This window comes from Shewanella indica (assembly GCF_033842865.1).
Classification (GTDB): Bacteria; Pseudomonadota; Gammaproteobacteria; order Enterobacterales; family Shewanellaceae; genus Shewanella; species Shewanella indica.
The window spans coordinates 1,985,052-2,011,551 of record NZ_JAWXXR010000001.1 but is presented as its reverse complement, the minus strand read 5'-3'; the positions used below and the strand labels follow the sequence as shown (position 1 = coordinate 2,011,551).

General features: G+C 52.6%; 22 protein-coding genes. 8 read left to right on the top strand and 14 right to left on the bottom strand.

From position 1 onward, the window contains the following. Positions 1–3 precede the first annotated feature (3 nt). From csy3 to SIL79_RS09135, 9 genes are all read right to left on the bottom strand, one after another. Positions 4–1,035 (bottom strand): type I-F CRISPR-associated protein Csy3, encoded by a 1,032-nt coding sequence (csy3, locus tag SIL79_RS09175; RefSeq protein WP_071475679.1) that lies wholly within the window; start codon positions 1,033–1,035, stop codon positions 4–6. An 11-nt stretch (positions 1,036–1,046) separates the two neighbouring features. Then, positions 1,047–1,934, bottom strand: a complete 888-nt coding sequence (gene csy2, locus SIL79_RS09170; protein ID WP_071475680.1) for a type I-F CRISPR-associated protein Csy2 — start codon at positions 1,932–1,934, stop codon at positions 1,047–1,049. Continuing rightward, the gene (gene csy1, locus SIL79_RS09165) at positions 1,931–3,193 is read right to left on the bottom strand and encodes a type I-F CRISPR-associated protein Csy1 (protein WP_071475695.1); all 1,263 of its coding nucleotides are present in this window, start codon (positions 3,191–3,193) and stop codon (positions 1,931–1,933) included. Before csy1 ends, csy2 begins: the two co-directional genes overlap by 4 nt. A 14-nt stretch (positions 3,194–3,207) precedes the next feature. Next, positions 3,208–6,585 carry a type I-F CRISPR-associated helicase Cas3f gene (cas3f, locus tag SIL79_RS09160; protein WP_319619188.1) on the bottom strand — a complete coding sequence of 1,126 codons (3,378 nt, stop codon included), beginning with the start codon at positions 6,583–6,585 and terminating at the stop codon, positions 3,208–3,210. Between the two features lie 382 nt (positions 6,586–6,967). Continuing rightward, positions 6,968–7,933 (bottom strand): type I-F CRISPR-associated endonuclease Cas1f, encoded by a 966-nt coding sequence (gene cas1f / locus SIL79_RS09155; protein WP_319619187.1) that lies wholly within the window; start codon positions 7,931–7,933, stop codon positions 6,968–6,970. A 113-nt stretch (positions 7,934–8,046) separates the two neighbouring features. After that, positions 8,047–8,883, bottom strand: coding sequence for a WYL domain-containing protein (locus SIL79_RS09150; RefSeq protein WP_319619186.1), 837 nt, complete (start codon positions 8,881–8,883; stop codon positions 8,047–8,049). A 215-nt stretch (positions 8,884–9,098) separates the two neighbouring features. Beyond that, positions 9,099–11,948, bottom strand: a complete 2,850-nt coding sequence (locus tag SIL79_RS09145; RefSeq protein ID WP_319619185.1) for a M16 family metallopeptidase — start codon at positions 11,946–11,948, stop codon at positions 9,099–9,101. 1 nt (position 11,949) lies between these two features. After that, on the bottom strand, positions 11,950–13,716 hold the full coding sequence (locus tag SIL79_RS09140; protein WP_319619184.1) for an ABC transporter ATP-binding protein/permease: 1,767 nt from the start codon (positions 13,714–13,716) through the stop codon (positions 11,950–11,952). A gap of 58 nt (positions 13,717–13,774) precedes the next feature. Continuing rightward, the gene (locus SIL79_RS09135; RefSeq protein WP_319619183.1) at positions 13,775–16,237 is read right to left on the bottom strand and encodes a TonB-dependent receptor plug domain-containing protein; all 2,463 of its coding nucleotides are present in this window, start codon (positions 16,235–16,237) and stop codon (positions 13,775–13,777) included. Positions 16,238–16,441: 204 nt separating this feature from the next. Between SIL79_RS09135 and SIL79_RS09130 the strand changes: the two genes are divergently transcribed. The 8 genes from SIL79_RS09130 to SIL79_RS09095 all read left to right on the top strand — a co-directional run bounded on the left by SIL79_RS09130 (position 16,442) and on the right by SIL79_RS09095 (position 22,626). After that, the gene (locus SIL79_RS09130; protein WP_319619182.1) at positions 16,442–17,182 is read left to right on the top strand and encodes a DUF3450 domain-containing protein; all 741 of its coding nucleotides are present in this window, start codon (positions 16,442–16,444) and stop codon (positions 17,180–17,182) included. Further along, positions 17,179–18,507, top strand: coding sequence for a MotA/TolQ/ExbB proton channel family protein (locus tag SIL79_RS09125; protein WP_319619181.1), 1,329 nt, complete (start codon positions 17,179–17,181; stop codon positions 18,505–18,507). Before SIL79_RS09130 ends, SIL79_RS09125 begins: the two co-directional genes overlap by 4 nt. Then, on the top strand, positions 18,504–18,998 hold the full coding sequence (locus SIL79_RS09120; RefSeq protein ID WP_052248049.1) for a MotA/TolQ/ExbB proton channel family protein: 495 nt from the start codon (positions 18,504–18,506) through the stop codon (positions 18,996–18,998). Before SIL79_RS09125 ends, SIL79_RS09120 begins: the two co-directional genes overlap by 4 nt. Positions 18,999–19,001: 3 nt before the next feature. After that, positions 19,002–19,409, top strand: a complete 408-nt coding sequence (locus SIL79_RS09115; RefSeq protein WP_039034036.1) for an ExbD/TolR family protein — start codon at positions 19,002–19,004, stop codon at positions 19,407–19,409. Continuing rightward, on the top strand, positions 19,378–20,037 hold the full coding sequence (locus SIL79_RS09110) for an energy transducer TonB (RefSeq protein ID WP_319619180.1): 660 nt from the start codon (positions 19,378–19,380) through the stop codon (positions 20,035–20,037). Before SIL79_RS09115 ends, SIL79_RS09110 begins: the two co-directional genes overlap by 32 nt. Then, the gene (locus SIL79_RS09105; protein WP_319619179.1) at positions 20,021–21,217 is read left to right on the top strand and encodes a tetratricopeptide repeat protein; all 1,197 of its coding nucleotides are present in this window, start codon (positions 20,021–20,023) and stop codon (positions 21,215–21,217) included. The genes SIL79_RS09110 and SIL79_RS09105 overlap by 17 nt, the downstream gene beginning before the upstream one ends. 127 nt (positions 21,218–21,344) lie before the next feature. Then, the gene (gene ric / locus SIL79_RS09100; RefSeq protein WP_039034033.1) at positions 21,345–22,046 is read left to right on the top strand and encodes an iron-sulfur cluster repair di-iron protein; all 702 of its coding nucleotides are present in this window, start codon (positions 21,345–21,347) and stop codon (positions 22,044–22,046) included. 64 nt (positions 22,047–22,110) lie between these two features. Continuing rightward, entirely contained in the window at positions 22,111–22,626 is a 516-nt protein-coding gene (locus SIL79_RS09095) for an AlbA family DNA-binding domain-containing protein (RefSeq protein WP_039034032.1), read from the top strand. Here SIL79_RS09095 and SIL79_RS09090 read toward each other — a convergent pair. The 5 genes from SIL79_RS09090 to dapF all read right to left on the bottom strand — a co-directional run bounded on the left by SIL79_RS09090 (position 22,596) and on the right by dapF (position 26,463). Continuing rightward, positions 22,596–23,180, bottom strand: coding sequence for a HupE/UreJ family protein (locus tag SIL79_RS09090; RefSeq protein WP_039034031.1), 585 nt, complete (start codon positions 23,178–23,180; stop codon positions 22,596–22,598). The genes SIL79_RS09095 and SIL79_RS09090 overlap by 31 nt on opposite strands. A 211-nt stretch (positions 23,181–23,391) precedes the next feature. Next, positions 23,392–24,108 carry an HAD-IA family hydrolase gene (locus tag SIL79_RS09085; protein ID WP_319619176.1) on the bottom strand — a complete coding sequence of 239 codons (717 nt, stop codon included), beginning with the start codon at positions 24,106–24,108 and terminating at the stop codon, positions 23,392–23,394. Beyond that, positions 24,108–25,004: a tyrosine recombinase XerC gene (gene xerC / locus SIL79_RS09080; RefSeq protein WP_039034029.1), complete on the bottom strand. Its 897-nt coding sequence runs from the start codon at positions 25,002–25,004 to the stop codon at positions 24,108–24,110. Before xerC ends, SIL79_RS09085 begins: the two co-directional genes overlap by 1 nt. Next, complete coding sequence (locus tag SIL79_RS09075) at positions 25,004–25,639, bottom strand: DUF484 family protein (protein ID WP_319619174.1); 636 nt, start codon at positions 25,637–25,639, stop codon at positions 25,004–25,006. The genes xerC and SIL79_RS09075 overlap by 1 nt, the downstream gene beginning before the upstream one ends. Further along, positions 25,636–26,463, bottom strand: a complete 828-nt coding sequence (dapF, locus tag SIL79_RS09070; RefSeq protein WP_039034028.1) for a diaminopimelate epimerase — start codon at positions 26,461–26,463, stop codon at positions 25,636–25,638. The genes SIL79_RS09075 and dapF overlap by 4 nt, the downstream gene beginning before the upstream one ends. Positions 26,464–26,500 lie beyond the last annotated feature (37 nt).

Sequence of the window (26,500 nt, the reverse complement as noted above, 5' to 3'; positions counted from 1 at the left end):
CACCTATTTATCACTTTCGCCGAATACCCCGCCGCGCACCAACACGGCCACCACATAATGCTCATCTTCTTCACGCGGTAGTGGTTCTCCACGAGCCCACTTGTCAAAGAAGCTGTAAAAATCCTGCTTATCTTTCGGAGTGCGGAATGCTTTACCCAAATTGGTCACTGCGCCATAAGGTTCTATGGCAATCGCCCCTGCACTTTGTTCTGCCAAAGCATATTCCGGATACCAGGTATCAATAGAACGCAATGCATTACCTATTTTTTGTGAGTGCATCGCTGCATGTTCATTAACGGCATAAAGAATTTTACTTTTCTTGGTTTTGCTATTGCCTTTATCCAACACTAGCTCTTCACTTGGATAAACTTCTTGCGCTTTACCCACTTTTGCGTAGCAGTCAATTTGCAGCATCAGGTGTTCGGACTTACTGGCCAAGGCCTTGGCAATGCGTTCAGCCAAACTACTCACTTGTTCGTCGTTATGATCGAAATGACGGGTGCTGAACTTTTTGGCGTCAAACGTCCAAGTTTGCTCCGCCCCTTTATTAAGCGCCTTAACTTGCACTTCGATTTCTTCAGCACCCACTCGGTTACGCCATAAGAAACGCGCGTTTGCCAGGTTAGTGGCGTAGCGTTTTGCCAATTCAAAACAACCATGCTTGGCAATGTACTGCTCAACTGCGGCACTATAGCTCTGTTTGAATTGCGCATTATTACAAGCCGAAGGTTGAGCTAAACCACCCAACACTTTTAGGGTGAAATGGAGTTTAAGAGTGTCTTGATCTTGCCCCAGAGCACAGGCATCGACACGTTGTAAGTTTGCTTTCTCCACTTCGGCATTTAACTTAAGTGGATCATTTTTTACTGCCGCTTTTAAACGGTTAGAAATGGTTCCACGTACCGATTTTTCTTGTAACGATAAAGGAGTGACCTGTTCTTTAGCGTCCCAGCTAGTGCCAAATAGATAGCCATCTGATGGGACTAGTTTCTTCTCAAATGCCAATACTGAAGCGGTGTCGTTAATTTTAGCCATGAGATTGTTCCTTATTCATGTTCGTTGATAGCGTTAACTTGCTGACAAAGGTAAAGATCGTTTTCTAAATCGGAGTTGTATTGCCAAAGGGCGTCATCGAGGTTTTTAATTTTGTGCGCCATAACAAACTCACCTAGCGTGACCACGCTTTCGGCAAAACGATGGGGCGTAGTGGGATCTCGTTGATTTTTCGCCTCACCTAATGGTGAAATGCCCTGAAACCCAGTGGCAATCGGCACAATCCAACCATGGGTTTTGCGCTGGCTGTGCCAAACAACACTGCCATCTTCAAGCTGTTCACAATTGTGGTTAACGCTGAGGTAGCCAAGCAGTGCATCTAATGCATCATTGTCTTGCTGCATGGCCTCTATCATTAGATCGCGCCGTTCTAGCAGTACATAGCCCGGCATCAGTTGGCGTAGAACTCGCGTCGTATCCTCTTCTGTCACCACTGAGCCGATTGCGGGCTTTCCTATACAGATGACATCACCACCCGCTACTTTCATGGTGGCGATGACCGCTTGCAATTGCCCTGCAAAATCAGGATATTGCACCTGTTCCTCATCGCCACTCCACTCAATCACTAAAGAGACGTCTAAATGACAGCGTGCTTCTTCTATAAATGCCGAACGCGAACCGTCCTTATCGAGTGGGTTACCTGTACCAATGATTGAATGGACAAAATCGCCCTCACCTTTGTGAGTTTGTACATCACAGCAATGACTGACAACGGCGACACTGTGCAGCATTAACTCAGACAGACCGGCTTGGTTCAATTTGCGCTCCAAAGCGTGGACAAACCCTAACCATGCTGTCATGGCCGGAAAACCTATGGTAAAAGGGCTTGAGAGTGCATTGGCGTTGTGAATTTTAATATGGGGCAAAATCAGCACTCTCATCGAAAGTTCTCCCTATTGCTGGCAACCACTGTCTCAATGGCCAAGAGTTCTTGATCGGCCAGTAATAAGGGGTTGCTGATGACTTTGCTGCGGCTGTAGTGGTTGATTAAACCACGGGCAATTTGACGAGTGATTTTATCGAGCCACTCATTCTCTTGTTCTCGCTGCGACTCAAATTCAGGGTACAACCAAACTTTTTGCTCCAATGGCAATTCGCTTGGTAAGTCGCCTTGATGGTCAGTGAGAAACAGGCGCACTTGCCACATTTTTTCAATAACCAAATCAACGTATTGCTGAATACGGTAATCGCGTCCATCACGGATATTGATGTTGTTATAGTCAGTCTTAAACAGTCGATGCAACGCTTCCAACACCTCCTTGGCTTGCCAAGCAGTAAAACACTCTTTGAAAAAGTCCGTCTTAGGCAAGCGGATTTCTCTGGGTGTTAAATTAGGCGGAATGGATGGAAGAAGATGGGCTTTTCCCGCATTTTGGTTATTGAGCACGCTGATGTTTTGAGGTTTTGTACCGCCAAAGCCAATGGTCGTTAGACCAAATATTTCTTGATAACCCTCTGGGTGAAATCGATTGGCTTTTTTGCACTCTCTGGCCTCTTTGACAAGCTCCCCAAATCGCATTGCATCAAGTCGTTTGCGTAATTCAAAAAGATGGCCTGAATGGGTCAATAGTGACAATAAATGATATTCACCTTCGGCTACCGGGAAATAGACCTGCTTAATCTTCGAGCTGGATACCGAAGCTTGATCGCTATCGATCATTTTTAAAAAACCGTCTCGTAGCGTCTGATAATCACAGGTTGGCACCTCAAGCAACTGGCGAGCCAACTCACTTTCTTGTTCAATATGCACGAGCAGAGAGCGTTGATCGCTCATCGGCAAGCTCAGGAACTTATACACGTCCAATGCCGCTGCATTACCGAGTGCATCAGGCTCTACCGCCACATTGCCTGATCGCAGAAAGCCATCGGCACTCGGTTTATTCTTGGCAATTATCGATGAAACATAGCCATTTTTGTTCTTTCGCGCACTCGGATGACTAAAGGTGCAGGGATGTGAGGCTATTGAGATTTGCCCTGCCCTTTTAGCAGCATCGGGTAACCAATTTGCCAACAGAAAGTTTTGCTCACACTCCCGCTGTTTTTCCAATACTTCTGATTCTTGCATCGAGGTACTGACATTTTTCTTAAGCCAGGCTTCTTTGCGCTCGGCAAAGAAGGTGACTATTGCTGGATCTAACACAGTAAATCCCTCCACTATTTAACCTTAACCAAGCCTAATTGGTCGTTGTAACTGTATTGTTGACTTCCTTCCCGGTAGATAAAACTGATTTCTCCGTATCGTACTGACGTGACAAACTCCTGCTCAGGGCTTGGACTGTATAAACTGACTAACTCACTGTAATCACGCTGTAGCCAAAGCTTCTGTTGTTGGGTTGATGGAAACGGTAGATGTTCAATATTCAAGGTGCGTTCAATCGGGTGTAAGCCGCCCTGATCTTCACGCAAACAAAACTCAATGCTGCGCGCTTTTTTAACTAAGTAGATTTGCACTGAGGGTTCACTTTTACGAAAGCGTTTGAAGTATTGCGGCAATGCCGTAAGCCACCAGTAGCCATGAATATGACCGTGTAAATGCTCACACCAACAAAATTGACGCTGGCTTTCCCGACGGTTGCGGCTGAATCTATCCCGGCGGTTAACTTCGCTTACTTCTGACTTGCCGATTTGATCCGTGCCGCATGTTTTGGCGGTGGCAAAGTGCTCTAAATCCGCCAAGTTTTTTTGTGGCTCCAACGTCGCTCGCTTCTGAATTCGAGCAACCGCATTAACCGATTGCAGCAATGGCTTTTCGTCCACCAACTGGGTTAAGTCATGAGTGACGAGCTGAGTAGTTCGGTCGGTTTCATAGCCAGGACGGTTAAATACTCGCTCTTCTCCCCCCTTGAACCCTTTGAGGTTGTACTGCAACAAGCCAATATTGGGCACAGGAATTTCTCCATCACGGTGCCTGCGTACACGGCCTGCCATTTGAATAATCGAACGAAAAGAAGAGGGCTCTATCACCGCCCAATCAAAGTCATGGTCGCGTCCCACTTCTTCCACAGGCGTAGTCACCAAAATAAAGATCATATTTTTTGCAGAACAGGCATTTAAATGACCGCGAATAATGGGATGGCTGAAGGCAAGCGGTAATTCGTTCGCTGCTTCTTTACGCTTAAGCACCTCATCTAGATGCTTTTCTTGCTCGTGGCGCAGCAACAACACTTGCTGACTGTGGTAAGCCATACAACGTACTTCGGTATCTGCAGGCCAATCACAACTGAGCAAGTACTTGGTTAGCTCGACACAGGGTTGAATATTGGCAAGGCGCACCACACCAAAGGAAACTTGAATTTGGCTTTGGGGATCTAAGGTAAAGTGGTGCCGGTGTTTAGCCAGCACCGCTTGCTTTACCGTTGCAAAATACTGAGTATCAAGCGGTAAATCTGGTTGTTTGAGGCAGGGGATAATTTCGGCTTTACGTTTGGCGGTTTGCTGTTTGAGCTTCTCGACCCGTTTATTGATAAAGCCTTGTTGCAAAGCCTGGTAAGCCTCCAAGTCATAATCATTGCTCCCCACCAACTGAGTATGTGCCGTAAATTCATCAATATAAATACAATTAATGCTGGCGTTTCGGTCACGACTGGCGGCAAATATTGCCCACCCCTGGCGATAGGCATTGTACAAACCGAGCGCTAAATCCGGCGGGATGGTGGCAGAGGAAATCATGACTTTTCGCCCCAGCATACCGGCCAAGTGAACGAGTCTGCCAATCGCAATCAGATCGTCGCCAGTAAAATCATCGATTTCATCTATCACCAAATCGGATGACATTAACCGTAAGCAAGGCAATATATAACGCCCACCCCGTTTGGTTTCGGTAGCCGCCATAATATGATCTATGGTGCAAGCCAGTACCGGGGCATACAGCAACTTGCGATCTTTTTCCTTGATTAAAACTGTGGTGAGTTCTTCTTCGGGCAATACGCCCTGCCAATGCAGTTCATCAGTTTCTTCTTGCAAGCTTTCCATCGATTCAGAGCCAAGCTCAGCTTGATTAAGTTCCACTTCCTCCTTATCGACTTGCGCACCAGTCTGGTGATGTAACTCGTAAATCGCCTTAGAGCCAATGAGCACAGCGAGATCTTTATCTTGCAGTTTGAGCCGCTGCTTGTATTCATCGCCGGTTTGCAAAGTAAGAGTGCGCAAACCAAGCGCGAGAATAAACCGCAGACTTTCACCATCCTCCGAGAGCGCCTGCATGATTTTGGCGTTAGCCATAGTTTTCCCGCAGCCAGTACTCGCCATATTGACCACAAAACAACCTTGGCTTTTATCTTCAGTATGCTCACGCCACTCGATAATTTTACGTACCGCTTTGTCTTGCCAACGGAACGCTTTTGGGGTGCTGCTTTTGGGTGCCAGCTCGGTAAGTTCAGTCGCTTTTAGCGGCTCAGATTCAAAAAAGGGCAGCAACCTCACCGTATTCACCGCCACCCTGGCGACATTAACCAAATGTTCATCCAGCTTTTGTTTACGCTCTTTGGTCTCGGGATCTGTATTGGCGTACAGCTCGGTTGAAACCTTCCAACTAGGATCATTGGCTTGCGAGGAGTAATAATGGTCGCCCAGCATCAAGCACAACCGTGCATGGTGTAAAACCACGCGCCAGCTGCCGTCATTCATCGCTTGCTCTAACAAAGGCAACTGATGCAATAAATCCTTAGCTCGGCGTTGCAATGCCGTTAGCCAAGTTTGTGATTGGGAAAGTAACCCTAAAGGAAATTCAAAGCATTTGGGTAACAGCCTGTTGTAATCCTCAAATTGGTTTTCATACCCCCATGCCGAAGTAATTCTGGCCAACAAATCACCAAGCGAACTATTATGATTCTCTCGCTGTTCCCGACACATCTCTTCTTTTTTGGGCAGCGGTAATCTGTGATGAGAAACAATTAACCAACTAATCAATGCTGCTGCGTTGGGCAGTTCGCTTAGTGGCTTTTCCGTTTGTAACCTTTGGTAAGTCAATCGCGACTCATCAATGCCTTGGTTGATCAGAAAGTTCAACCATGCTTCATCGTGACTCTCACTCATCTGGCTTGTAACGAACTGATGAAATAACAGGCAAGAGATCCACTCATGGCGCAGTGGGTCGCCTTTATGCTGGGTTTTAATCTCTGGTTTTAATTTTTCCTGAAACAGTAAAGAAGCCTTACCCCAATCGTGCAACAAAGCGGCCATAGCTGCGAGCGCTTTAATCAGTGGCAAATATTTCCAATCACTTTCATAGTCGCTGTTGAGTAAATCTTTCTCAGTACTGTTAACTGGCACCACACCTTCCAAATTAAATTTCTTTTTATTCCCCACCACCCATAAAAACTGGCTGCGGGAGCGAGAGCGGATCCAATGGCAACTGACGGCAGTGCTGCGGCTGGCGGTTTGACGTAGCATTTTTTTCACCGTTAACAATCCCTCTTCGGTGATCAGGGTTTGCCAGGTGTTATCGCCAATCCGGTTGGCGAAAGCATCCAGTACGCGACGGGTTTTCTTAAGCGCGTTTTTTTCACACTGAGAAACAAAGGTGACCATCATATTGTTAGTCCAAAATCAATATAGCAATCGCTTAATTTCATTAATAATTTTTAGTAGCATTAAAAAAGTTGCAGTGTTCTCCGGCTTTGACATCATGTCCTTTAGCCGGAGAGATAATATCCATAAGCAATTCTTTATGTAGCAATAAATACTGATCAATCTTTTCATCAAAACACCACACGTTTCAAAGTTCACAAAACATACAATACATGAACCCCTCGAAAGATCAACCTAATAAGTATTAACATTAAAACAAGAAAAACTTGTCTTTATCGTAATAGGTAGCTACCATCCTTTCACTGCGTTATAGCAGCTTAGAAATAATATGTACTCACATTCATGTTCACTGCCATGCAGGTAGCAAGTGCGGCGCTAAGCCGCACTATTCTGTTCTCTTTTCCAGTGCAACGCGTTTTACTGTGTCAAACATAAAGTCGAGGGCTTTGTGCTCAATAAAGGCTTGCAATATTTGCTGGCGAAACTCTTGTTCGGCTGCGTTTTCTTTGGCACAAACAAAGGCCCAGGGCAGCACAATGGCGTCTTTGATTAAATCGGCCACATCAAACACCAAAGCACCGCGGCGGGTTTTACCATGCATCACGGCAAAGCCATGCGGAATCCCCAATACCCACAAACAGCTTGCTGCCAAACCATAAGCTAAGTAGTTGCCATGATTTAAAAAGTCGTTGGCTTTGTCGGTACATTTTTTGTCGGGTTGTTGTTGGCGAGAAAAACCCTCTTTGCCGGTATTATTGGCTGCGTATTTGTATAGAACTTTGGTTAATTGCGCTTCGGTAAGCAGCAGCTCTGAAGATTGACTGGCTGCCACTGTGCGCTTGTGGAAGGTTTCAAGTGATTGTTGGATAACCTGATCCTGAACATTGAACTTTTCCAGAGCGAGTTCACGGTCAGTGCGCCACACCTTTTGTAAGTAGTCGATTCGGGCATTTTGAAATTGTTTCGCGGCGGCTAAGCGCTTTTCATCATCAAACCAAAATGAGAGCCAGCCTTGCAGGTATTCGGTAGGCCGATATTCACTTTGCGGTGTAAACCATTCCACTTCAGTCGCCATATGCAACGGTGTGCCACCACCGCCACAAAACCCTACCAGTACTCCGGCCTGCGAGAGCATACGCATAGCGGCCTGAGTAATTGATGTACCGTTGCCAAGCAGCAAGACTGTGGTGTTGGCGATAGGGATATTGAAGTAGAGGTTTTCTTTATCAGCTTCGGTTAAATAGAGTACTCGGCCATCTTTTTGCATTACGCGGCAATATTCGAGGTAATACATGTTGGCGCGTTTTGAGTGCAGAATCACTTTAAGATCAGAGGGTGAGAAATCGTCCATTTAAATACCTCGGCGTTAGATATCAGTTACTTTTACCCAACTTTCCTATTGCCACCAATACTGTACAGACACTCAGGTTAACTGAGTTTACCTTGGCTTAAACCATGCCGGTCCTAGCTATTGAATAGCCACTGCTTGATGTCATTTCGGTTTACCAGCACCAACTGCTGAGCCTCTGGAGTGCCATCCAGATACTTGGTATTGACCTGCATTTCCCTGAGCAGGTAATCCACCAAGGCTGCCCGGCACTGAATAATGAGTTGTCCCCCTTCCATCTGATAATCCTTGGCCAGCACCTGTTGTTGCTGGGCTGTCAGGCGGGGATCAGGAGCCAGAATTACCGCCAGCATGGTCTGCCAGGCCGAGTCATCTTTTACAGTTTGATGGGCGATGCCCTCCACAACAGGAATTCCCCGAAAGCGGCTCAGAACAAGATCGCGAAAAGCCGCTGACTTTTCACAGTAACCCCGAACATGGTAGCGGCTGCCGGCCTTGACTAAGGTGTGGGGGGTAAAAATTCGGCCTTCATCTTCGGGATTGGACAGAGAGACATATTCCACTTCAAGCCTGAGGTTTTGCTCGATGGCATTAATCAAACCGGCGAGGACATGGCGGCAAGTGTTGCGTTCCGGCAATGCCATTCGGGTGGCACAGGAGCCATTCAAGGGGCGGGGCTGAGCAAAGTAACCTGTCTCGTACCAGAGGAAAAAATCATCCAGGGAAGCAGATGAGTAGCTGAGACTGGCGTGCTCCGCAAACCCGAAACAGGCCTTATCGAGCTTTATCAAGGCGCCTGGGTGCAATTCCCGGTATTTGGCCAAATCTTTGTGGGCTTGCTGACGGGTAATGGTAAATTGGTGTTCGATATCTTTATTGCGGACGCTCCCTTTCCAAAAGGCCAACATCTCGAGAAAAGCAAATCGCTCTATCGGCAACTTACAATTGCTCACCTTCCCCTCCATGGACATTTAGCTGTCGTCACCTGAACATAAATTCAGTCTGCCATAGCCCCATGTCAACGAGTAGGTCTGATGGCGAAATATTCGACACGGCTCATACAATATATGATTCGGTAAAAGTCACTCTGATAAATGCCCTCAACATATTGTTTAGTAAAAGAAGACGGCCGAATGGCCGTCTTGTTAGATACCTCGGCTCTTGGGTATTAAACCTCTGCCGGCTCCAGCATAAAGACCTTCTTCTGCTGTCCCAAAAGTTGTTGCAGCAGTTGATTGGTCTGCTCCAGCGTCAGCTTATTCAGCGTGTTATCCGTCTCAGCCAGCTCCTGAAGTCGCCCTTCATCGGCCATGGTCTGCGCCAGAGCAGCGCTCCAAAAGGCGGCGCTTTGGCGCTGTTGACGCTGCAACACGGCCAGGGTTTGCTTGGCCTGTTTGAACTCGGCCACACTCATGCCTTCGCGCACCAGATGCTGCACTACAGTATCGGCTTCTGCGGCCAGCGCCTCGGCCCGCTCAGGCGCCGCGGTGAAGTTGAGCCGTCCCAGATAATAAGCTGCCGGGTCACGCGCCAATAGCTGCGACATCTGGATCACATAGACACCGGAAGCCTCGGTGCGCAGTTTCTGCCGCAGCCTTTGGTTCAGCACCTGCTCTATCAGTTGCATCGCCATGCTGTTTGCCGCACTCCACTTCGCATCCTGGCTGTATTGGATCTGCACCATGGTTTTCGGGCTACTGCTCCAGGGGTAACGGCGCTCCATAGACTCAGCCTTGGGGCGAATGTTGCGATCAGTCCAGCTCTGCGCCGTTTTGCCCTCCTGTTTGGCAAGATGACCGAGCCAGAGGTTGGCCTGCTCGCCCAATTGCTTGAGCGGCAGATTGCCGCTGATGCTCAGCACCATGGCGCCCGGGTCACCCAGCAGTTGCCTATCTAATTGCTCAAGCCTTGCCAGCTCTGATGCAGGTTCACTGCCCTGCATCAAGAGCAGCTCTCCGTTCTCAAAGGCGGCTTGTGTGATGGCGTCCATAAAGCGCCGCTCGGCGGGCACATGATTCCGCTGTTGCTGAATAGCCTGAAGCTGCCTGCTCAAAGCCTCCTGGCAATACTTGGGCTGAGTCAAACGCAGGGCAAATAATTTGAGCAGCGGCGCCAGGGTATCGGCGGATGCCTGACCACGCAGGCCATGATGCAGCAGCTCGGCATAGGGGGTGATACTGATGCCGTATTGCTTCTGCAAGGCCAGCAGATCCCGGCCCGAATACTCGCCGATACCGCAGGAGGATGGCAGGTAAAGCGCTTGGCTGACATAGCCCTTGGTGTTGTGGTTTTCCAGAGAGCGACCACCGGGAAGGCGCAGATCCAGCTGAATGTTATCGGTCAGCATAGGATCGCTGTGCAGCAGCAAGATCAGGCCATTGGCCAGTTGCCAGCGCTCGCTGCGAACCTTGGGCAAGGCGCCAAGCGCCGGCAGTGATGCTCTATCCACAACCTTATTCATCGCTGGCGGCGTTAAGTCCAGTGTCAGTTGCCTGGGTTTGAGCGCAAAGGCGCCTGGCGTGCTCGCCAGCCCCTGTTGCCAGGCGGTCAGCAGACTATTTTTATTGAGCTTTTCGGCGTCTGTGTCCGGCCCTATGAGGGCAATTTTGACCTCGGCCTGTTGCAGCAAAGACTGCACCGCCGCCTGCAGATGCTCGGGCGTGACCTCGGCGAGGAAGGTCTGGGTCATCTGCCACTCTTGCTGCTTGTTCAGCATAGGCATTTGAAAGCTGACGGCATTGGTCAGTTGCTCAAGCAGATAACCGCTTTCATAGCGCGACTCGCTCAGCGCCTGCTGTTGCAAGCGCGCCAACAAGGGCCCCTTAACGGCATCCAGCTCGGCTTGGCTCACCCCTTGGCTCGCCAAACGTTTAAGCTCGGTGGCAAAGCGCTGCAACGCTGTGCCATAGTCGGCATCGAGCGGGTGCAGAATCGCCAGATGCTGAATTCGCGAGGGCGACAGCACCGCGCTCTGATCGCCGAGCTGCGCCTTGGCAAACAGCTGTTCATCCACCATCAGGCCGAGACGACGGTTCAGTACCGCCAGCCAGAGCCTGTCGAGCAGATCTCGCCATTGGCCGTTGACACTATTGAGCGGCGCGGGCATGGGCTGTTGCAGCATGAGTTGGATGAAACGCTGCGATTGCTCGGGATCCAACACAGTTTGCAGTTGCACCTCGGCAGCGGAGGAATCGAAACGGCCCCAGTCGGCGGTGACTTTACTGTCGCCCTTCGCCATAGGCCCGAAGAAGTGCTCGATATGCTGCCGAGCGTCTTCGACATCGAATTCACCGGCCATCATCAGCACCATATTTTGCGGCTGATACCAGTCCTGATAATACTGCTTGGCCAGGGTCACAGGCGCAGTGCGGATCACCTCGGGTAGACCTATAGGATTACGCTCGGCCAGTTCACTGCCTTGATAACGCAGTTGCTCCAGGGCGCTGTTGATCCTCTGCCCTAGCCCCTGACGCAGACGCCACTCTTCGATGATTACTTCCCGCTCGCGCTCAAACGCCTGGGGATCGAACGTCAACTTATGGCCCCATTGGGATAAGATTTTCAATCCCAACGCCACTTGCTGCTCGTCGGCGGCGGGTAAAGACAACTTATAGACGGTGGAAGCAAAGCTGGTGACCGCATTGACATGGCTGCCAAGGCTGATCCCCTGCTGTTCCAGCTGTTTAAAGCTTTGCTGATCCGCAAACGCCTCTGTGCCCTTGAACGCCATATGTTCAACGAAATGGGCCAAGCCCTGCTGGGCGTCGGTTTCCTGCAGCGAGCCGGCCTTGACCAGCAGCCTGAGTTCCACATTTTGCCGCGGATCTTTCCTGGGCAGCAGCATCACCTGCAAACCATTTTCCAAGGTATAAGTTTGCAGATCTGGCCTCAGTGGCAAGCTGCCCTCGGTGAGTGGTTGCTGTGACGTTGAATGTTGTTGTGACTGTGGTTGCGGCTCAGTAGTGCTTTGGCAAGCCAGCAGCAAACCGGCCAGCAAACATACTATCAAGGGTTTCATTTCAGGCCTCCCTCAGGCGGGTAATGTTGGCAGGTTGACATTGTTCATCCTGCTCCAGGGAAATAATCTCATCGGCCAGCTGATGCAGTGGCAATTGATGGCTAACCAACACTATGCAAGCCTTGGGCAACTCGGCGCGCAATAGCTGCAGCAGCGAAGTGGCGGCGGCTATGTCCAGCGCCGAGGTGGTTTCATCCAGCAGGATCAGCTCAGGGGCGTTGAGCAGCAACCGGGCAAACATCACTCTTTGCTGCTCGCCGCCCGATAGCCGCTGCAGCCAGTTATCTGTGTGTTCGAGCGTGTCCTGCAGCTCCCCTAACCCCACCTGCTGCAACACTCGGCAGCAACGCTCATCACTAAACCTCTGGGTGGCAGTCGGATAACAGATGAGCGACTTGAGTGAACCCTCCGGCAGATAAAGGCGCTGAGATATCCAGCAGGGGCTGACCCGAGTCGCCAGTTTCCCGTAATAGCCATCCCAGAAGCCTGCCAGAGTTCGCAGTAAACTGGTTTTACCGATACCGGAGCGGCCGTGCAGTACCAGCAGCTTTCCCGGTGTGAGTGAAAGGCGCAGTCTTTGCAGCAGCGGCCGACCATCCGGCAACAAGAGATCCATACTGGCCTGCAACAGCGGCACTGCCTGAGGTTCAAACACATTGACACTTTTATCTGGGACACTATCGGTTGCAGCTGAGGGCTTGGCGGCGACTGCCGCCTCGGGCCGCGGCGTATCGGCAAACAGACTGGCTTCAAAATGACTCAGACGCTCGACCGTAGCGCTCCAGCGCGCCAGGTCTTTATAGGCGTAGATAAACCAGCTGAGGGCACTGGCCACCTGGGTGAAGGCCATCTTTATCTGCATCAAACCGCCGAGCTGAATTGCCCCGGCAAGAAACTTGGGCAGAGCAAAGAATATCGGCGCCAACATGGTGACCTGGCTGTATCCTGTCGTGAAGAAGGCCAGATTACGCTCCTTGGACATCAAGGCATACCAGTTACCGGCTACCCGGGAAAAGCTTTGCGCCAATGCCTGCTGCTCGCAGTCCTCACCTCGCTGACCGGCAATGGCTTCACTGTGATTACGGCGCTGCACCAGGGCGATACGGAAATCTGCCTCACGCTTTTGCTGCTGAAAGTTAAGCCGGTGCAATGGCTTACCCACCTTGTGGGTGATCAGGGTGCCTATCAGGGTGTAGAGCAGGCAGACCCACACCATGTAGCCGGGTATGGTCAGCTCAGCTGACCCCAAGGGAATGCTGATCTCGCCGGACAGCGTCCAGAGGATCACCACAAAGGAGCCTATGGTGAGTACAGAACGCAGGAAGGATAACAGCAGATCCAGCGAAGTCTCCACCAGCAGGAAAACATCCTCGGCGATGCGTTGATCCGGGTTGTCAGGCTCCTGCTGCCCAAGCTGGATTCGGTAATGGCGACTATCCGGCGACAGCCAACGGCTACAGAGATCCCGGGTCATCCATTCACGCCACTGAATGATCAATTTTTTCTTCAGGTAGTCGGCGTACACCAACACCAGCACCAAGGCGACTATGATCAGCATAAACTGCTGCAACAGGGGGTAAATCAGGCTGCCATCCAACTGCTGCAGCGCGTTGAAGAAGTCGCCGTTCCACTGGTTGAGCTGTACGCTGAACCACACCGAGGAGAGGCTTAAGGTGAACACCACCAGCAGTAATGCCAACGCCGGCAGCCGTTGCTGATTACACCAAAAGGGTTTTATCAAATGCCAGAACATGGCCAGATGTTTCATATCGGAAAATCCATCAATAGCAACGGGCGGCCGCTGGGCCGCCCGCCGAAGGGTCAGCTTAGTATTCGTAGTTCAACTGCAACCAGAACTGACGCCCCGGTTCATAGTTGAAATAGAGTTGATCCTGGTGAACAAAGGAGTCGTTGGCATTTTTACGGTTGAGCAGGTTATAGATCTCTACCGACACTGAAGCGCCTTTGGCAAATTCGGGCTGCCATTGCAGCTTGGTATCCCAACGGAAGGTCGAGGCAAAATCCACTTTGCTGTACTTGACCAGATCCTTGCCGGTCTCGGGATCGCGGAAATAACCGTTCTGATCGCGACTGGCCTGCTCACGGCTGGAGGTCCAATGCAGCAGGTTATACCAGGTGAGGCCGTAGTCATCGAACTCGTGGGTCAGTTCCAGATCTATCTTCCAGGGCGCATTGAAGTCAGTAGCCGGTAAATCAGCCGCGGCAATGACCTTGCCGTCATACCAAACCTTGTCGGCATCCACATTGAGACCGGATTCGAAATAGCTGTATCCCTGATCTTTTGGGGTGTTGCTCTTGGTTTCCTGCCAAGCGACCGAGAACTTGGCCTGGTGGTTCGCGCCCAAGAATTGAAGGGTTTCCCGATTCATCAGGGTGAAGATCACGCTGTCATGACTGGTGCTGCCGCTGTTGTCGAAGGTTCGAATGGCGCGCTGCTCATAGTCATCAGTGCCGGGATACTTGTAACGACTGCGCACTTCATCACGGCCGTTGCGGTGCACATAGTTCAGCTTCCAGATGCTGTTGTCCCAAATCTGTTGAACACCGGCGGTAAACTCGTCGTTATAGGGCGTTTGCAGATCTTCCATCCCCTCATAGTCCCGGGTCGGCATCCAGTCGTTGTCGGCAGAGTTGGGTTTACAGTCAAAGTAGCAATGTACCAGGCCACCGTTTTGGCCGCTGTAGAGGGCGTAAGTCAACATGGAGCGCCCATAGTAACGGTTGGCCCCGGCGGTCAGCAGGGTGTTGCCGTCGCCAAACAGATTCCAGCTGCTGCTGAGTCTCGGAGCCAGGTTATTGCGATTGACAAAGCCGTCGTGATCCAGCCTTAGACCAGGCCTGAAGCTAAAATCGCCCCAGTTGATCACATCTTCAACATAGAGGGCGTACTGGCTATGAGTGCTCTTGTATCGGCCTTCAAGGAAGGCATCGAGACGCAGTTGTGACCAGCCCATCATCTCCAGGCTGCCGTCGTAGTTGTTGCGGTAGTAAGTCTTGTCCCGGTTGAACTCGGCGTCGGTGTAACTGGCTTCGCCCCCCAGGGTAAAGGTGTGACTCATACCGGCCCATTTGAGGGGATCCCATTTCCATTTCAACTTGGCGGTACTGGTTTCCTGGGTCGAGTCCAGATCGCCAGGGCCTCCTGAAGAGTAGGAGCGATTGCTCTGCCAATCCATCAATTGCACCCAGTAAGTTTGCTCGCCGACACGCTTGTCCGTCATGCGGTTATAGTTGAGCGACAACTCCAGTGTCGAAGCGTCAAAGCCGTGCTCTATCTCCAGGGTAGAACTGTAGCCCTTGTGTTCATCGCGGTAGTCTGAATTGGCCACTCCGTTGAAGAACATCTCCGCCTCATAAGCCGAATAGGCCAACGACAGATGCGCCGTGGTGCGTGGTGACGCGTACCAGGTAAACTTGCTGAACAGATTGTCTGAGGTGCGTCGCTGATGCTTGAGGCCACCGCCGGTCTTGAAGGCCACCAGTTCACCGTTGGCATCCAGTCCCACTGCGGTAGCAGATACATTCATCATAGGGATTTTCGACTCACGCCGGGAAACCGAAGCCACAAAACCCAAGTCGTCGGTAATGCCGGTTTCAAAACTCAGGCCATAGTTGCGCTTGCTGTAATCCGTCTGGAATCTGGCCGGTTGTGACAGATCATTATTAGCCGAGTCGAACTGCAATTTGTCATCTATATGCACCTTGTTCCAACTGGCATCCGTTTGGCGGAAATAAACACTGGCGGCAGTTTCCCCTTGCCAACTGCGGGTTGTGGCATCCACTACCCCGCCGGTAAAGCCACCGAATTCCACCGGAATATTGGCATCATAGAGGGTCACGCTGTCTATCAGGCGGCTGTCGACATACAGGCCCTGCTCATCGCTGGACAGGCGGGCATTGGTGACCACGCTGCCATCGACCGGATCCAGATCGTTATTGATGCTCATGCCATCGAGCAGGAAAGCATTTTGGTAGGCATTACTGCCGTGAATGGAAATGTCGGCGGGTTTGATCTCCCCTTGATTCAAACTGCTGTTGGCGCTGTTGGAAAACTGCACCGCTGGATTAGACCTGAGCAAGTCGGTCAGGTTACCGTCACCTGTTGGGCGTTTTTTAATATCTTCCCGGGTCAGGGTTTCATGTTGAGTCAGACCATTGTCGGCCTGCTCTCTGACGATTATCTCCTGTTGATCAGCCACATCAACCTGTTGCGCCTGAGCTACCGGCACTAATGCCAGACCACAGACTGCAGCCGCGTGTTTCTTCATCCTCAATCCCTTTATTGTTAAAAACAGCGATGCCGGAGTTGAACCCGCACCACTAAAGTGTGAGGTTGGCCAAAATAACTTGATCAAATACAAATGACAATTGTTATCATTACTATTTGCTGATAATGTCTCAAATCATGTCAACATTCTGGTGATGATGTGCGCAAAACCACAGCATTCCAGACAAAAAATATTTTCATTCAGATGTTTACTAAAACAGCAGTATCTGTCTTGGCCGCCTGGGTATTACAGGTAACGGCCACGCCAAGTGACCTCAACGAGATCCACAAGGCCGACCGTCAGGGATTAAAGGCCAGCCAACACGCCCAGCAAGTCATAGAGAAACTCGATGATGAGCAGCAATCCCTGATCCAGGAAAACCGCCAACTCAAGCATGAAATCCAACTGGCCAGCCATTACCAAAAGCAATTACAGCAGCAGATAGGGCAACTGCACTCTGCTCTGGAGGAGCTTGGCGAGCAGCGCCGGCAACTGCGCCAGACCCGGATGCAGCTGGCCCCGATGATGGACGAAATGCTGCTTTCACTTACGCAACTGGTGCGGGCCGATCTGCCATTTCAGCAACAGGAACGGCAGCAGCGTCTCGATAATTTGCAACTCCTGCTGCAAAGCGCCGAGCTGAACCAGGGCGAGAAACTGACCCGGCTGTTGGATGCCTACCAGGTTGAGCTCAGCTATGGCTACAGTGTGGAAAGCTGGCAGGGCAAACTCGACGACGGTCGGCTGGTGAATTTTCTGCGCGCCGGGCGCCTGGGGTATTTTTTCCTCACCCTGGATGGCAAGGCCGGTGGCCGCTGGCAGGGAGATAATTGGCAGGCGCTGGCGCCTGAGCAGCTTGGCAATGTCGCCGCGGCCATCCGAGTCGCCTCCGGAGATGGCATACCGACACTGCTGCAACTGCCTCTGATAGTGGAGGCATCATGAGCTTTTTGTCTTCCCTCACTCGCCAGAGCATGATGCGTCCCGCATTACTGTGGTCGCTATCGCTGTTGTCGCTCTCATTGTCCCTCCCCTGCCAGGCCGAAAGTCTGCAACAGGTGTTGGAACAGGTTCGCAGTGGCAGTCGCCAGGAACAAGTGGCCGCCGAGCGGCAAGAGAACCAAAGCCGTCAGAGCCTGGAGCAGGTGCGCAGCAACCATAAGAAACTGCAACAGCAACTCACCCGGACTCAGGCAAATAACCTGGAACTTGAAGACCAACTGCTGGCACTGCAGCAAAGCCTCAAGGACAAACAGGCGCAGCTCAACGCCGAGAAAGCCAGTCTCGACGGGGTGTTTCGCGCCATCCAGGAACATGAGCAGTTGCTGCTCACCACAGTGGCACCCCACAGCCTCTGGCGCCACGACAGCAGCGGCCTTGCCGAGATACCCACTGACCAACTTGGCCTGCAGCGACTGCAGGCGCTTTGGACCGCATTGACAGAACAAAGCGTATTGGCAGCCAAACCCATAGTGCAAAGCAGCGAAGGCCTCAATGCCGATGGCACCCCAGTGCTATTGAATGTCACCGAATATGGGCCTTTCAATGCCCTCAGCGACAAAGGCTGGGTACGCTACCTGCCGGCGCAGCAAAGCTGGCAACTGCTGGCAGAGCAGCCAAAGCTATCGACCACCCAGGGGAGTGTCTGGCTCGACCCCTCATTTGGCAAGTTGCTGCAACAGGCGGCAAACGCTAACGGCTGGTTCGACAAGCTCAAACCGGCAGGGATAGTCGGCATCTTTATCGGTCTGATAGCCCTGATAGCCTCAGGCATAGCCCTGAACCGCCTGTGGATACTGCGCCGCGAAAAACGGCGGCTGACCCAACAGCAGGCCAGCCAGCAAGCGCAGAGTGACAATGCCCTCGGCCGGGTGATGTTGGCGGCAACCGACTGCCCCGAGGAGCAACTCGAAGCGCGGCTCAACGCCGCCGTACTCAGCGAAGTCCCCCGCCTGACCCGTGGTACTGGCACCCTGGCGGTATTGGCGGGGATCCCGCCGCTGCTGGGGCTTCTGGGCACGGTTGGCGGCATGATTGAAACCTTCGATGTGATCACCCGTTTCGGCAGCAACAACACAGAGCTGCTCTCGGGTGGCATTGCCGAGGCACTGCTGACCACCCAGCTGGGACTGATGACAGCCATTCCGCTGCTGTTACTGCACTGCGCGGTCAAGAGCCAGAGTCGGCAACTGACCCAGATGCTTGAGCAGGAAGCGGCTGCACTGGTGGTATTACAGCGCTTTGGTGGCACAGGTAACCCCGGGCAATGAGCGCCTTCTATGATTTTGTGCTGCAGGCCGGCGTCATCGTTTGGCTGATACTGCTGCTCTCTTGTCTGATGTGGTATCTGCTGCTGAAGGGCTTTAGCCGTATTCGCCGCCTGAGCCCCCGCTGGCGGGATGATGCAAATCAGCTGAGCGTCAGGCTTGCGCATTATGGCCTCTGGCAAAAGGCGCAGTTGCAACAAGCTTTTCTCAGCCGCGCCGCCCTGAGTCTAAGCGGCGGACTCGACTGGATAGATTCACTGATAAAGATACTGCCGCTGCTGGGGCTCTTGGGCACTGTCGATGGGATGATCAGCAGTTTTGCCGAACTTGGGCAACTCGATGTCCAAAAACAGCTGTCATCCGGGATCAGCTCGGCACTGCTGACCACACTGGCAGGCTTGGTGACCTCCTTGTCCGGGCTCTATCTGGCCTATCAGCTCAAGCAGAGCAATCAGCGGTTGCTGGCGGAGCTGCGCCGGACACTTTCGGAGTAAAAGATGCAATTCAAACACACAGATGATCAAGGTACAGAAGCCAATGTCGATCTCACTCCCTTGATCGACGTGGTATTTATCCTGTTGATCTTCTTTATCTTATCGGCGTCATTTCAGAAGAACCAGTCGCTGGAACTGGAACGTCCCACGGCTCAGGTGCAAGACAATCAGGATAAGCGCGCCATCTTAATCAGCATAGACAAACACAATGTGATCTGGCTGGAGCAGCAAGCCGTCAAGGCGGTTGAACTGCCTGCCAGGCTGAAACACACGCTGGCAAGTTCAGAGCAGAGTTCGGCCATTATCGAAGTGGATAAGCATGTCACCAGCGGCAAGCTCATCGAAGTGGTCGACAAAGTACGCATCGCAGGAGTCAATAATGTGGCCGTCGCAACCCAAGACCCCAGCTAACCAAACAGGACTGGTTTTCACCAGTGCCATACTGATCAATCTGGCATTGGCCAGCCTGATCTATGCCCTGACGCTGGGACAGGGCGCGGCGCCGGTTAAACAGGTTACATTGGGCGGAGTCTACTTTCCCGAGCGGCAGGATAGCAAACCGCAAGAGCCCTTGCCTGAGGTTCGTCTCAGCGCTGCGCCGCTGACATCCTCGCCACCGCCTCCGCCCATAACACTGGATCTCAGCGCGCTAGACGCCAACACAGGTATTCCTGTGCCGGATCCCCTGTGGCCTACGCCGGATGATATTCAGCAAATCCAACCTCCGACGCTGAATTTCAGTCAAAGCGGCAGCGCTCCCGGCAGTACCATGCGGGCCAGTATAGCCATGGCGCAGGTGGTGTTTCAAATGCCGCCAGAATACCCGCTGCAGGCCAAACAGCGGGGCATTGAAGGACAGGTGACTCTGGATTTGGCGATCAACCCGGACGGCCGAGTAGAAGATATCAAGTTGGTGGATGAAGCCCCCAGCGGCGTGTTTTACCGCTCGGCTTCCAGAGCCGTACTCAGGTGGCGCTTCGCGGCGCCCAAGCAGACCCAATGGCAACGGATAGTGATCAGATATGAACTTGAAAAATAGCCTGTTGTTTTGCTGCATTCTGTTCAGCGCGCCGCTGCTGGCGAGCAATGCCCTGCAACGTTACCAACAACTGCAGTTTCAATTGCAGCGGGATCCTGCTGCGGCGCTCAAGACGATTGAAAGCTTTCAGCGTCAGTATGCCGAAGGCAGCGACAGTGAGCAGCAGATGGCGGCCTACCTGCATCTGCAGGCCTGCATCAACCTCAAGGACTATCTGTGCGCCGCGCAGCAAACCCGGCTGTTGCTGGCTTTACCCGTCACGGCATTGCAGCAACGGGATCTCTATAAGCTGGGTGCCCAGTTGAACTATCAGCAAAGCGAATACCGCCAAAGCCTCGAATACAGTAAGCAGTGGCTGCAACTGGCGGCCAAGCTCCAAGAGCAACAACAGGAACAAGAACTCAAACCCGGCGCCACTGAATTTGCCACCATGCACTCGCTGGCCTCCTACGCCGAATTTCAGTTGCAGCAACTGCCAAAGGCCACGGAGCAGATGCGTCTGGCATTGGATTGGGAAGTCACCGAAACCCGGCAACACTTTCTGCAGTCTCTGTATCAACGGCAGCAGCGTTTGCCGGAAGAAGAACAACTGCTGAGACAGATGATCGCTGCCTATCCGGATCGCCCCCTCTACTGGGAGCGCCTGGGCCATAACCTGCAGCAACAGGGGCAAGAGCAGGAATCACTCAATGTCCTCAGCTCGGCCTATAAGGCCGGGCAGTTGCCCACTCGCAGTATTCCACTGCTGGCACAGTTATTGATGCTGCATCAGGCCCCCGGCCGAGCGGCAGATCTGCTGGAGCAACACAGCGAGGCACTGGCACAACACTCCAGCTATAAGCCGCTGTTATCTCAGGCCTATCTGTTGTCACGTCAAAGAGACAAGGCGCTGAGCCTGCTGCAGAAATCAAACGAAACCCAAGGGCAGAAATCCCTGCCGCTACGGGCACAATTGGCTTACAGCCTGGGGCAATGGCCGCTGGCACAACAACTGTTATCACAGCTACGGCAGCAAGATGCAGATAACCGCTACTGGCAGCTGTTGCTGGCCCTGAGCCACTACGAAGCCGGGCAGTTACAACAAGCCAAAACCTTGCTTAAAGCGATAAATCAGGGAGAGTACCAGACGACGGCGGCTCAGTGGCTGAATCAAATAAACTACCTCACGGACGGCCCCTGAGGCTCTATCAGGTTTGCTGCAAAATGTGATTAACCAAGCAAAACAGTCAAGTTTTATTTGCCTAAGCTTGGCTAAATCCAAAGATGCTTTTATTATGCATGTAAATAGATAACACAGAGAGCATCCTATGTCAGCGCAAATCTCCCTCGAACGCAGAGTCGGCGAACTGGTCGCCGAAGACTTCCGTAACGCCCATGTTTTCAGCCGTTTTGGTATCGACTTTTGCTGTGGCGGTGGCCGTTCATTGGCATCGGCCTGCGAGCGAGCCGGCGCCGAGCCTACCGAGGTGTTGCACGCCTTGAGCCAACTGGCCGCAGAGGGCACACCGGACGATGCCTTGGCCAAATTGCCACTTGGTGAGCTTATCGAGCATATCGAAGCGACCCACCACAAGTACATACGCGATACCGCACCGCTGCTGCTGGAATATGCCCAGAAGATGGTGCGAGCCCACGGTGAGCATTATGAAGAGATCAAGCCCTTGGCCGGTTGGATCCGCGCCCTGATGGACGACCTCTTACCCCACCTGCAAAAAGAAGAACAGATACTGTTTCCGGCCATTCGCGCCCTGAGTCAGGGGCAAGAGTTCAACGCCTGTTTCGGCCATATAGGCAATCCTATCCGGGCAATGGAATATGAGCATGATGAGGCGGGACAAATTCTGGCCAAGCTGCAGCAGTTGACCAATCACTACCAGGCTCCTGAACATGCCTGTACTACCTGGCGGGTATGCTATGCCACCTTGGCCGAGTTTGAAGCCGATCTGCACCGTCACATCCACCTGGAAAATAACCTCTTGTTTCCCAAGGCCCTGGCACTGGTGAACTGAGGGCTGTTCAAATCCCGGCTGACTTGCTACAACTGCAGTAACAGCAGTAAACAAGGGGTCAGTCATGCCGGTTACAGGTTTCATTCTGGACGATATTGAAAATCTGCGTGAGTCTGCCGCAGTGGAGTTCAAGCTCGCCGCCGGACGCCACGGCAAGGGCGCACTGCCACAGGCGCTGTGGGAAAGCTACAGCGCCTTTGCCAATACCAATGGTGGCGAGATCATTCTCGGTGTCAGGGAGGAAAAGGGCGAGTTTTTTATCGAAGGGATAGCCGAGCCCAGGCCCCTTATCGATGAAGCCTGGAAGATCCTCAATAATTCGCAAAAGATCAGTGCCAATATTCTTGGCCCGGCCGACATTCAGCTGATAGAACTGGCCGGTAAGCAGTTGCTCCGCTTTCGGGTGCCTCAAGCAGACTACAGCCAGCAGCCAGTCTATCTGGGGACAGAAGCGATTGGCGGCACCTATATCAGGGTTGGAGATGCTGATATGCGCGCCAGCCCGGCGCAGGTAAAACGTATGTTAAGACGCAAACAAAGACACAATACTCAAGCCAGCCAGAGTTCCAGGGTCAAATAACTTCCCACCAAGGCAATAGCCGAGCCCATGAGCTGCACCGCCCGTTTGCGCTTGCCATCCGGGTTTATCAAACTGCCAATGGTCACTCCAGCGACATGAATCGCCGCCGTCCCCAGTATAAAGCCCATGGCATAAATACCAGGCCTTGCCAATTCAGGCATTTCGGCGCCGTGGACATAACCGTGAAACAAAGCAAAAACACCGACAAAAGCCATGCCAAAAGAGATAGGCATTTCTCGATTGAGGGCTATAACCAGCCCCAGCAACAATACCGACAGCGCTATGCCGGGCTCAACGAAGGGTATAGGGGTAGCGAGCATCCCCGTGATAGCACTCAAAGTCATAAAAAACAGAAATGCCAACGGCACTGACCAGATGGCGCTGCGCCCGAGCTGAGTGCTGAAAATACCGACACTGAGCATAGCCAATAGATGATCAAATCCCAACAGGGGATGATTGAATCCATCCCAGAAACTCCCATCCGCATGCAGCTCGTGAGCTGAAACCGGCAGGCTCAGCAGCAACAAAAACAGCATGATTATTCGAGATGGCATAGGTTAAATCTCAGGCGCTAACTGTAAATTATTATACACTAGCATCAAGCCGGTGTTAGTAAAATGATAATAAATAAGTTAATGCGCGCCTTAATGGCAAACAATTGTTTCAATAAGTTGCATTCAGTGAATGTACCCTGGATATACAGACCTAGCCAATCAAAAACAACCAATTGATTATAAATAATATATTGTCAAATCCACAGATGGACTACAGCAAAAGTGTCAATTCACTTAGGGAACTAAACTGTATGTGAGGCAGTAAGGTATTAGCCGCTCTGCAGTTATCACCGGCAAACGCCGGATTGAGCCAGGCAGCCTGACAGCCGGCCTTACGGGCACCTTCGACATCTGTCAGCGGGTGGTCGCCGACATGCAGCAGCGCCTCAGAGGGTAAGGCCAGGCGCTCGGCGGCCAACTGGAACATATCTCCCCAGGGTTTGCGTCTGATGCCATTGCCCGGATGCAGCACAAACTCAAACATCTCTCCCAGACCAATTCTGCCGGCATCCACATTGCCATTGGTGATCCCGACCAGGCGAAAACGCTCAGTCAATTGCGCAAGTAGGGCGAGCACTTCCTTTGACACCTTAAAGTCGCTGCGCCGCTCAAGGAACAAGGCTAGACCCGCTTCAGCGCCTTGATTGGCCTTATGTTTATCATATCCCAGCATCTCCAGCCCGGTTTGCAGCAGCGCCAATCGCGCGGCACTGGTGTCATGGGTCAGCTCGGCTCGCTGCTGCAACAGCTGGCGCTTCAATGCCCGCCAGTCTGCGGCCTGCCAATTGCCGCTTCGGGGGTATTCTTTGGCCAGCCACTCGAGCAATGTGCCTTCAGCGGCAGCGATAATGGGCCGGTTATCATAGAGGGTATCGTCGAGATCAAAACTGATGGCTTTGATAGCGCCGGGGCGAAGAAACACCTGCATCACTTGTCCTTTTTGGCTCTGGGGTGAGCGCCGTCATACACCTTGGCCAGATGCTGAAAGTCCAGACTGGTATATATTTGGGTGGTCGCCAGATTGGCGTGTCCCAGCAGTTCCTGCACCGCCCGCAAGTCGCCGCTGGATTCCAGCATATGGGTCGCGAAGGAATGCCTCAGCTTGTGGGGATGCACCCTGGCGGATAGCACCTGCTCCCGCCCCCAGCGCGCCATGCGCGCCTGAATACTGCGATGCGCCAAGCGCTTGCCCTTGGCGGTCACGAACAGCGCCTGATCTTCACAGGGAATATCCCGGCGGTAATCCAGCCATTGTTGCAATGCGGCAATGGCGACCGAGCCCACAGGCAGCAGCCGCTCCTTGCCACCTTTACCCATCACCCTGATTTGCTGCTGGGCGAAATCCAGTTGCGGCACATCCAGCGAAGCCAACTCGGCCAGACGTAACCCGGAGGAGTAACACAGCTCCATCATCGCCTTGTCACGGGCACTGAGGGGATCTGTCACCTCAATATCCAGCAGATGGTTGATGCTGTCGGCGTCGAGATTCTTGGGCAGCGGCTTATTCTGTTTCGGGGCGCTCAGTTGCCGGGCGGGATTACTCTTGACCAGCTCTTCGAGCAGCAGAAATTCGTAGAACTGCTTGACCGCCGACAGGCACAGAGACAAAGAACGCGGGCTGAGACCCTGACGATGTAACTTGGCCAACACAGCACTCAACTGGGGATCGGTTACCTGATCCCAATCAATATCCTGCGGCAACAGCCCGGCAACCCGTTGCAGTTCGCGCAGATAGTTGCGGGCTGTGTAAGGAGACAGCTGCCGCTCGGCACTGAGATGGCGCTCGAAGCGGCCAAGCCAGGGAGAATCCTGTTTAACGGCCATCAGAGCTTGGGCAGCAGATGGTCCAACAGCTGCCGCAACTGATCCAGCAGCATATTGTCCATCTCCGGATGGAAGTGAGTCACATCGGCACTGGCGATAGCAAAGATCACCTGGCCATTTTGCTCCGACAGCCGTGCCAGTGACACTGAGCCGACTTCAGAGCCGAACAAACGCTTGGACTCCTCCTTGGTCAAGCGACCAAAGTAATAGCCGTGCTGCAGGCGCTTACGCCAGATGGCCGAGAGTTCTGAGTCGATATCATGCACGGTAATCAGGCGTACATGGCTGAAGTTAAAGGCTTCTTTAAGCTCGGCGCACAACACCTGCCTAAGCTCGCCCATATCTTCGCAATCGAGCAGCTTCAATGAAAGCTGGGTGTTAAAGCAGAAGATTTTCTCATTGCGGCTGGCCATGCCAAGCAGCGCGGTGATCTCCTCTTCCAGCTGTTGTACCCGGCTGCGCAGCAGCTCCTGCCGCCGCTCCACCAGAGAAACTGTGCCACGCTCGCCGTGGGGCAGACGCATAGCCAACAGCAGCTCGGGGTGACGGCAGAAAAACTCCGGATTATCCAACAGATATTCACGGATGATCTGCTCATCAAAAGGTGGATTGAGCTTAGCTTTGGCGTCTTTCATATCTGTATCTGTCCGTCGTATACCTGTTCGGCCGGGCCTGTCATCCACAGCGGCTTGCCCTCACCGTCCCATTTGATTGTCAGAGTGCCGCCGGGCAGGTCGACCCGCACTGTATTGCCCAGCTTGCCCTGCAGTTGGCCCACCACAGCAGCCGCGCAGGCACCACTGCCACAGGCCAGGGTTTCAGCGGCGCCGCGCTCATAAACCCTGAGCTTGATATGACCCTTGTTGAGCACCTGCATAAAGCCGACATTGACCCCTTTGGGGAAACGTTCGTGGTTGGTCAGTTGCGCGCCGATAACATCGACATCCGTGGCAGCCACATCCTCGACCTCCAGCACGCAGTGGGGGTTACCCATGGAGACTGCACCGCAGAGGAAGGTTTGCCCTTCGGTAGGCAACAGGTAGGTCTTTTCGGCCTTTTTGGCCTTGAAGGGGATCCGCGCCGGATCCAAGATAGGTACGCCCATATTGACGGTGACATTGCCATCGCGCTCCAGGCGCAGGGTCATCTTGCCGGATGAAGTGCTGACCTTGATTTTGTATTTCTGGGTCAGGCCCTTGTTGCGAACAAAGCGGGCAAAGCAGCGGGCGCCGTTGCCGCACTGTTCGACCTCGCTGCCATCGGCATTGAAGATACGATAATGAAAGTCCAGATCCGGATCATAGGGCGGCTCGACCAGCAGCAGTTGATCGAAACCGATACCGAAGTTGCGGTCGGCCAGGCGCCGGATCTGCTCCGGCGAAAAGTACACATTCTGGGTCACGCCATCGACGACCATAAAGTCGTTGCCCAGACCATGCATCTTAGTGAAGTGGATCAAGATTACTCCTAGGTTCCAACGCCTACAGCGGGAAAGT